Origin of the sequence: Falsiroseomonas tokyonensis (assembly GCF_019024325.1) — a bacterium.
Lineage (GTDB): Bacteria > Pseudomonadota > Alphaproteobacteria > Acetobacterales > Acetobacteraceae > Falsiroseomonas > Falsiroseomonas tokyonensis.
Genome location: NZ_JAFNJS010000006.1, coordinates 385,130 through 393,207, shown reverse-complemented (window position 1 = coordinate 393,207; position 8,078 = coordinate 385,130). Strand labels below are relative to the sequence as shown.

6 protein-coding genes and 1 tRNA gene are annotated in these 8,078 nt (G+C 70.7%); 3 read left to right on the top strand and 4 right to left on the bottom strand.

What is annotated here, in order from left to right; all coding sequences use genetic code 11:
* Positions 1-72 (top strand) — tRNA-Met (locus tag J3S20_RS21355).
* Between the two features lie 103 nt (positions 73-175).
* Here J3S20_RS21355 and J3S20_RS21350 read toward each other — a convergent pair.
* From J3S20_RS21350 to J3S20_RS21335, 4 genes are all read right to left on the bottom strand, one after another.
* Entirely contained in the window at positions 176-1,174 is a 999-nt protein-coding gene (locus J3S20_RS21350; protein ID WP_216838548.1) for a tripartite tricarboxylate transporter substrate binding protein, read from the bottom strand.
* Positions 1,175-1,254: 80 nt separating this feature from the next.
* Positions 1,255-1,935: a Fe2+-dependent dioxygenase gene (locus J3S20_RS21345; protein ID WP_216838547.1), complete on the bottom strand. Its 681-nt coding sequence runs from the start codon at positions 1,933-1,935 to the stop codon at positions 1,255-1,257.
* A gap of 99 nt (positions 1,936-2,034) precedes the next feature.
* Complete coding sequence (locus J3S20_RS21340) at positions 2,035-4,290, bottom strand: TonB-dependent receptor (protein ID WP_246603081.1); 2,256 nt, start codon at positions 4,288-4,290, stop codon at positions 2,035-2,037.
* A 99-nt stretch (positions 4,291-4,389) separates the two neighbouring features.
* On the bottom strand, positions 4,390-5,598 hold the full coding sequence (locus J3S20_RS21335; protein ID WP_246603073.1) for an alpha-hydroxy acid oxidase: 1,209 nt from the start codon (positions 5,596-5,598) through the stop codon (positions 4,390-4,392).
* 31 nt (positions 5,599-5,629) lie between these two features.
* On the opposite strand from J3S20_RS21335, the gene J3S20_RS21330 reads away from it, so the two are divergent.
* Both J3S20_RS21330 and J3S20_RS21325 read left to right on the top strand, forming a co-directional pair.
* Positions 5,630-6,838 carry a M20 aminoacylase family protein gene (locus J3S20_RS21330; RefSeq protein ID WP_216838546.1) on the top strand — a complete coding sequence of 403 codons (1,209 nt, stop codon included), beginning with the start codon at positions 5,630-5,632 and terminating at the stop codon, positions 6,836-6,838.
* Positions 6,838-8,025 carry an MFS transporter gene (locus J3S20_RS21325; RefSeq protein ID WP_216838545.1) on the top strand — a complete coding sequence of 396 codons (1,188 nt, stop codon included), beginning with the start codon at positions 6,838-6,840 and terminating at the stop codon, positions 8,023-8,025. The genes J3S20_RS21330 and J3S20_RS21325 overlap by 1 nt, the downstream gene beginning before the upstream one ends.
* The last annotated feature ends 53 nt before the right edge of the window (positions 8,026-8,078 follow it).

Genomic DNA, 8,078 nt, shown 5'->3' with positions numbered 1-8,078 from the left:
GCGGGGTGGAGCAGCCCGGTAGCTCGTCAGGCTCATAACCTGAAGGTCACAGGTTCAAATCCTGTCCCCGCATCCCATTCGAATTCGAGAACCCGCCAGGCCTGCACGGTCTGGCGGGTTTTTCGTTTTCGGCCGACCGAAGGATCTGGGCGGCCTCCAGGGCCGCCCCTGGCGCCTATTCCGCCGAGATATGCGCCTCGCGGATAACCCCCGCCCAGCGCTCCAGATCCGCTGCCATGGTGGCGCCCAGCGCCGCGGAACTGCCCCCCAGCACATTGAAGCCCTGCGCCGTCAGCGCCTGCGTCACCTCTGGCGTTGCTAGCACGGCGCGCGCGGTCTCCGTATGCAGCTCCAGCACCGGCGCGGGCGTGCGGGCCGGGGCGAGCAGCGCGAACCAGTCCTTGATGGTCACGCCCGGCACCCCAAGCTCCGCCACCGTTGCCACCTCCGGCATCAGCCGCAGCCGCTCGGGCGATGCCACCGCAACGGAACGCACCAGGCCGCCGCGTCCCAGCTCCAGCGCGGCATTCACTGGCATGAACATCGCCGCCACCTGGCCGGCCAGCAAATCCGTCACCGCCGGGCCGGTGCCGCGATAGGGCACATGCGTCACATCCACGCCGGCCGCGCGCTTGAACAGCTCCATGGTCAGGTGATGCGGCGTGCCGATGCCGGGGGAGGCATAGTTCAGCACCCCCGGCTGCGACCGCGCCCGCGCCAGGAAGTCCTCGAAGGACGCACCGCCGGAGGGATGCAGCACCAGCGCATAATCCACATCGACCAGCGCCGTGAGCGGTGCGAAGGAGGTCAGCGGATCGTAGGTCAGCGTCCGATAGAGGCTCGCATTCATCACCAGCGTCGTGGTGTGCACCAGCAGCGTATGGCCATCGGGCGCCGCGCGCGCCACCAGGTCGGCGCCGATATTGCCGCTGGCGCCGGGTCGGTTCTCCACCACCACGGCATTGCCGAGGCGCCGCTGCATCCCCTCCGCCAGCACCCGCGCAACCACATCGGGCGGCGCACCGGGTGTGAAGGGCAGCACCAGCGTCACCGGGCGACGCGACAGCACCTGGCTGCGCGCAACCGCCGGCGCGCAGAGCGCGCCCGCCGCACCGAGCAGCAGGGCGCGCCGCGACAGGGAAGAGGTGGCACGGGTGGCAAGGCTCTCGGTCATGCAGTCCTCGATGAATCTCAGGCGCCGCGCCAATGGCCTCGCGCAGCAGGAAGCGAATTGCAGAAACCCCAGGCGCAGCCTCAGGTCTTGCACCACATGCGCATCAGGTTGTGGTAGCAGCCGGTCAGGCCGAGCACGCTCGGATGGTCGTCCGGCACCGACATCCGCATCTGGATGATGGACATGTCCATCTCGAACAGCAGCCGGCGCTGCCGGTCGTCGTCGATCATCGACTGCGTCCAGAAGAAGGACGCCCATCGGCTGCCGCGCGTCACCGGATTCACGCGATGCAGGCTGGTCGAGGGATAGATCACCATGTCGCCCGCCGGCAGCTTCACCGACTGCGCGCCATAGGTGTCCTCCACCACCAGCTCGCCGCCGTCGTAATCCTCGGGCGGGGTCAGGAAGAGGGTGGAGGAGACATCGGTGCGCATGCGCGCGCCGCCGGGCAGGGCGCGGATCGCGTTGTCGACATGCGTGTCGAAGGTCATGCCGACGTCATAGCGGTTGAACATCGGCGGATAGATCCGCAGCGGCAGCACGGCGGAGGTGAACAGCGGCGATCGGCGCAGCGCGCGCAGCACGATCTCGCCCAGCTCGCGGCCCGCCGCCGAATCCTCCGGCACCTGCAGGTTCTGCTTCACCTTGGCCGACTGGTCGCCGGCGGTGACGCGGCCATCCACCCAGTCGGCGCGCTCCAGCCGCTGCCGGCAATGCGCGACCTCCTCGGGTGTCAGGACATTCTCGATATGCACCAGCATGGCCAGTCTTCCTCTTGTCACGCCAAAGGGGCTGCGCGGACATGCGTCCGGACAGCCCCTTCCGTCGTCTCGGCACGGCCCCCGCGCGGGCCGCCTTCCTCAGAAGCTTGCGGCCAGGCTCATGGTGAAGGCACGGCCCGTGCCCAGCGCCGCGCGGCCGCTGGAGACATTGGTGTAGTTGCGCTGGTCGGTCAGGTTGTAGCCGTTGACCCGCAGCGTGACCTGGTCGTTCAGCCGGTGCGAGGCGAAGGCATCCAGCGAGAAGGTCTCCGGCACTTCCTGGCTGTTCGCGGCATTCAGGAAAATGCTGCTGGCATAGGTGATGCCGCCGCCGATCGTCAGGTTCCGCCGCTCGCCGCCGCCGATCTCGTAGGCGGTCCAGAGCGTGGCGGAGTGTTCCGGCACCAGCTGCACTTCCTTGCCGACATTGGCCGCGGTGAGGGAGCGCGTGGTCTCGCTGTCCATGAAGCTGTAGCGCGCATTCAAGGTCCAGTTCGGCCTCAGCTGGCCGGTGGCGCCGAGGTCGACGCCCTGGATCCGCTGCCGGTCGCCGGAGGAGAAGGTGGTGCCGGTCAGGGCATCCGTCTCCGTCGCGTTGTTCTTGGTGATCTGATAGACGGCCGCGCTCAGCCCCAGACGTCCATCGAGGAAGCTGCCGCGCGCGCCGGCCTCGTAGATCGTGTTGCGCTCCGGCTCCAGCAGCGTGTTGTTGGTGGAGGCCTGGCCCGGCTGGGTCGACCAGTTGGAGCCCGGCGCGAAGGAGGACTGCGCGTAGGACAGGTAGAAGGTGTAATCCCGCGTCGGCTCCCAGATGATCGAGGCGCGCGGATCGACAAAGCTGTTGTCGGCATTCAGCTCGGTCTGCGCGACGCCCGGGCCGTAGGACTGGTAGTCGGTCTGGAAGCGGTTCCAGCGCACCCCGCCGACCACGGAGAGTTCCGGCGTCAGCCACAGCCGCTCGCTGGCGAAGACGCCGACGGCGGTGGTCTGCGCGGCGCGCGTGGCATTCGCGGCGGTCGAGCGCGTGTAGCCGTAGGAGGTGCCGTTGTCCGGGTCGAAGAGATTGCCGAGGAAGGCGGACCGATCGGCGCCGTAGCTGTAGCCGGTGCGCTCGAAATCCTCGTACCAGCCATCCACGCCCAGCGTCGTCTCGTGCCGGAAGCCCCAGGTGTTGTAGCGGGCGACGGCTGTGGTGATGTTCTGCACGCCCCAGGTGGTGGAGTCGTAGGGCGAGCCGGCGCCGCTATAGGTGTATTGCGGCGTGCCGGTGCGGTTGAAGAAGTTGCCGACGCAGGTCGTGTTGCAGCCCAGGATGCTGTAGCTGAAGAAGCGTTCCTGGTGGCTGGCGCGCGTGTCGTTGTAGATCGTCAGCCAGTCCGTCGCATTGTGCTGCAGCCGCGCGGTGATGCGGTCCAGCGTCGACTTGTCGCGATCCGTCGGCGTGCCGTACCAGGTGTTGCGGCTGACGCCGTATTCGGTGATCGGCTGGCCCACGCTGCTGCCCGGGCGCGTCAGCACCGGCACGCCGGTATCGGTCGGCTCGTCATATTCGTAGTGCAGGTATTCCAGCGTGAAGGTCGTATCGGTCCCCAGGCCGAAGGCGAGGGAGGGGGCGACGCCCCAGCGGCTGCCGAAGGGCATGTCGCGGCCGGATGTGCGCGACTGCTGCCCCATGACGTTCAGCCGCATGGCCGAGGTTTCGCTCAGCTGGTAGTTCGCATCGGCCGTGCCGCGGAACAGCGGACCCATGCCGGCGGTCGCCTCGACATTGAAGAAGTTGCCGAGCCGCGGCGTGCGGCTGGCCACATTCACCGTGCCGCCGGCCGAACCCGCGCCAAAGGTCTGGCCAGAGGGGCCGAGCAGCGCCTGCACTTCCTCGAAGGTGAAGGCATCGCGGCGGAAGGTGCCGAAGTCGCGAAGGCCGTCCACATAAAGGTCGTTCTGCGCATTGAAGCCGCGGATGCGCAGCTGGTCGCCATTGACCCCGCCATTGCCCTCGCCGACGGAGGATGTGATGCCCGGTACGTTGCGCAGCGCCTGCTCCAGCGTCGTCACATTCTGCTGGCGCAGGACTTCCTGCGGCACCACCTGTATGGTCTGCGGCAGGCTCTGGATGGGGCCGGAGAGGCGGCCCAGGCCTGTGGTGTTGCGCAGCGTATTGGCCGGCTGCTCGCCCACCACGCCGACCTGCGGCAGGCGAAGCTCCGGCGCGGTTTCGGCAGCGGCCTGGGGCTCCGTGCCCGTCTGGGTCTGGGCCTGGGCCGGCACGCCGCCGCCCAGCATCATGCTGGCCGCAAGGCCGGCGCCGAAGGCGGATTGGGAGACGATGCTTCGCAATGTCGGCCTGGCAGCCATGGTGCTTTCCTCAATGACGCGCCGCCGACAGGGTTAGCGCTGGATGGCCCCGTATTGCTGCAACTAAGAATCAGTCGCAAGTAACCTTCCGCCATCCGGTCATGTTTTGTTACCCGGCAGCCGCTCATGTGGCATTGCAGCAACATCCGCAGGGGCAGGCCGCCAGATCACGCCGGGGCCGACCTCGGCCAGGCTGCGGCAGCCGGTCAGCGCCATCGCCACCTCGAATTCGCTGCGCAGGATCTGCAGCGCATGCGCCACGCCGGCGGGGCCGGCGACCGCCAGGGCGAAGACAGTGGGCCGGCCGATCAGTACCGCCGTGGCGCCCAGCGCGAGTGCCTTCAGCACATCCGTGCCGCGGCGGATGCCGCCATCCAGCAGCAGCGGCACGCGACCTGCCACCGCGCGGGCGATGGCGGGCAGCAGTTCGATGGTGGCGGGCTGCGAATCCAGCACGCGGCCGCCGTGGTTGGAGACCACCAGCCCATCCGCACCTTCCCGGATCGCGCGCTCGGCATCCTCCGGCGCGGTGATCCCCTTCACCAGCAGGGGCAGCTTGGTGGCGGCGCGCAGCCGGGCGAAATCCTCCCAGCGCGCGGCCTGGTCGAGGAAGCCGTTGAACAGCAGGCTCTCACCCAGCCCGGCCTGGGGCAGAGGGCCGGGCCGGGCGCCGCGCAGGTTCACGGCCTCCCCCAGTCCCGCGGGGGTGACGCCGGCGCGCTGCTCGCGGTTGCGGAAGCCGCTGACCGGCGCATCGGCCGTTACCACGATGGCGCGCGCCCCGGCGCGCTCCGCGCGGGCCAGCAGCGCCAGGGTGAAGGCGCGGTCGTGCTGGATATAAATCTGGAACCAGAAGCGGCCGCGCGCCGCCGCGGCGATCTCCTCGATCCGGCTATCCGACTCGGTGCTGGCCACCATCAGCGCCCGCGCGCCGGTGGCCCCCACCGCGGTCGCGACCTCCGCCTGCGGGCAGGCCAGGCGCTGATGCGCCACGGGGGCGAGCAGGATGGGATGCTCCAGGCTCTCGCCCAGCAGGTCGAGCCGCGTGCCGCCGCCGCGCAGATCCGCGAAGACGCGGCCCTGCAGCGGAATGGCATCGAAGGCTGCGCGGTTGCGCGCCAGCGTCAGCTCATCCGCCGCCCCGCCCGAGAGATAGGCCCAGGCCGGCGCCGAAAGCCGCGCCTGCGCATGGCGCTCGTAATCGGCCAGGCAGGCGATGTCGGGGGGAATCTGGAAGGCGCCGGAAATGGGCTTCACCTCATCACCCGCCGCGTTCGGCGGGATGCTTGCCGGTGGCAGATACTGCAAGTAACACTCACTCGCAACAACCTACCGTGAGATGACCTTGCCCCCGGACCTGCTCGCGCAGCTCGCGCGCCATGCGGCGGAGCTCACCGCCATCCGCCACGACCTGCATCGCCATCCGGAGCTTGGCTTCGAGGAGCGGCGCACCGCCGCCCTGGTCGCGGCGAAGCTGCGCGGCTGGGGCATCGCGGTGGTCGAGGGAATCGCCCGCACCGGCGTGGTCGGCACGCTGCGCGGCCGGCGCGGCCCCGGCGCGGCCATCGCCCTGCGCGCCGATATGGACGCGCTGCCGATCCAGGAGGCGACGGGTGCGGCCCATGCCTCCCAAAACCCCGGCGTGATGCATGCCTGCGGCCATGACGGGCATACCACCATGCTGCTGGGCGCGGCGCGGCACCTGGCGGAGCATCCGGATTTCCACGGCACCGTGCACTTCATCTTCCAGCCGGCCGAGGAAGGCCTGGCCGGCGGCCGGCTGATGGTGGAGGAGGGGCTGTTCGAGCGCTTCCCCGCCGATGCCGTCTTCGGCCTGCACAACGAGCCGGGCCTGGCGCTGGGTCGCTTCGGCACGCGGCCCGGGCCCATGCTGGCCAATGTGGATGGCTGGTCCGTGCGCTTCCGCGGCACCGGCGGCCATGGCGCCGTTCCGCATCGCGCCACCGACCCGACCCAGCCCATGGCGCAGTTCATCGGCACGCTGCAGAGCGTGATCGGCCGCAACATCCCGGCCGGCCAGACCGCGGTGCTCAGCCTGGGCCATGTCGCCGCCGGCGATGCGCGGGCGGCGAATGTGATCCCGGCGGAGGTCTTCCTCTCCGGCACCGGCCGCTCCTTCCTGCCTGCGGCGCGGGAAGTTATGGAGCGTCGCCTGCGCGAGCTCGCCGCCGGCTGCGCCCTGGCGCATGGCTGCACGGCGGAGGTGGACTACATCCACGCCTATCCCGCCGTGGTGAATACGCCGGAGGAGGTGAAACTCGCCGCCCGCGCCGCCGCGGCGCTCGTCGGCCAGGGGGCGGTGGATGCCGACTTCCCGCCGATCACCGCCGGCGAGGATTTCGCCTATATGCTGCAGCAAAGGCCCGGCGCCTTCATGCTGGCGGGCAATGGCTTTGCCGCCGATGGCAGCTACCACCACGTCCATACACCCCGTTTCGACTTCAATGATGGCCTGCTGACGATCGGCGCGGCCTATTGGGTCAGCCTGGTGGACCACGCGCTCGGCGACGCGGCGGCGGCCGGCTGATGGCGGACGCCGCCGCGCCGGCGCGCGACCCGGTGCTGCCGGCGCTGATGGCGGCGGTCTTCTCCGGCAGCGTGGCGATGATGGCCTTCGTCGCGCTGATCGGCCCGGTGGCGCGCCTGGCCGGCCTGGCGCCCTGGCAGGCGGGGCTGGCCGTCACCGCCTCCGGCATCGCCTGGATGCTGGGCGCGCGGCCCTGGGGCTTGGCCAGCGACCGGCTGGGGCGGCGCGCCGTGCTGCTATGGGGCATGGCCGGCTTCACCCTGGCCTATGGGGCGCTGTGCCTGATGGTGGGCGCGCTGCTGCGCTGGCAGTTGCCGGTGGCGCTGGCCTGCCTCGGCCTGGTGCTGGGGCGCGCTTTGGTGGGCGGCGCCTATGCCGCGATTCCCGCCGCGGGCATGGCGCTGATCGCGGACCGCACGCCCCCCGCCCAGCGCGCCCAGGCCCTGGCGCGGCTCGGCACCGGCAGCGCCGCCGGGCTGGTGGCGGGGCCGGCGCTGGCGGCGCTGCTGGCGCCCCATGGGCTCGGCCTGCCGCTGCTCGTCACCGCCGTTCTGCCGCTGCTGGCGGGCCTCGCCCTCTGGCGGCTGCTGCCGGCGACGCCGCCGCGCGAAAGCCCGCCGCGGCGGCGGCTGAGGCTGACCGATCCCCGGCTGCGCCGGCCGCTCGCCATCGGCTTCACGGCGATGGTCAGCGTTTCCATCGCCCAGGTCAGCATCGGCTTCTATGCCATGGACCGGCTGGGGCTGGCGCCGGATGCGGCGGCGCGGGCGGCCGGGCTGGCGCTGACGGCCGTTGGAATCGGGCTGGTGCTCTCGCAATCCGCCGCCGCGCGCTGGCCCATCCCGCCGGCGCGGATGGTGCGCTTCGGCCTGCTGGTGGCGGCGCTGGGCTTCGGCAGCGTGATGCTGGCGGGCCAGGGCTGGATGCTGGCCGCGAGCTACTTCGTCGCGGCGCTGGGCATGGGCTGGGTCTTCCCCGGCTTCTCCGCCCTGGCCGCCAATGCGGTGGAGGCCAGCGAGCAGGGCGCCGCGGCCGGGGCGGTGGGGGCGGCGCAGGGGCTCGGCATGGTGATGGGGCCGGTGGCGGGGTCGCTGTTCTACGCCCTGGCACCGGCGCTGCCCTATGCGCTGGTCGCCATCCTGCTGCTGGCGGCCGGGCTGCTTGCCGCCCCTTGGCCAAAACGCTAATGAGGATCATTCGCAAATGACTGGCGCCGCCCGCGCGCCTTGCCGCAGACAGG

Bases quoted from the DNA above. Each gene is read 5' to 3' on its own strand.
- J3S20_RS21330 (WP_216838546.1), top strand. From the start codon at position 5,630: ATGACCTTGCCCCCGGACCTGCTCGCGCAGCTCGCGCGCCATGCGGCG.
- J3S20_RS21345 (WP_216838547.1), bottom strand. From the start codon at position 1,935: ATGCTGGTGCATATCGAGAATGTCCTGACACCCGAGGAGGTCGCGCAT.
- J3S20_RS21325 (WP_216838545.1), top strand. From the start codon at position 6,838: ATGGCGGACGCCGCCGCGCCGGCGCGCGACCCGGTGCTGCCGGCGCTG.
- J3S20_RS21340 (WP_246603081.1), bottom strand. From the start codon at position 4,290: ATGGCTGCCAGGCCGACATTGCGAAGCATCGTCTCCCAATCCGCCTTC.
- J3S20_RS21350 (WP_216838548.1), bottom strand. From the start codon at position 1,174: ATGACCGAGAGCCTTGCCACCCGTGCCACCTCTTCCCTGTCGCGGCGC.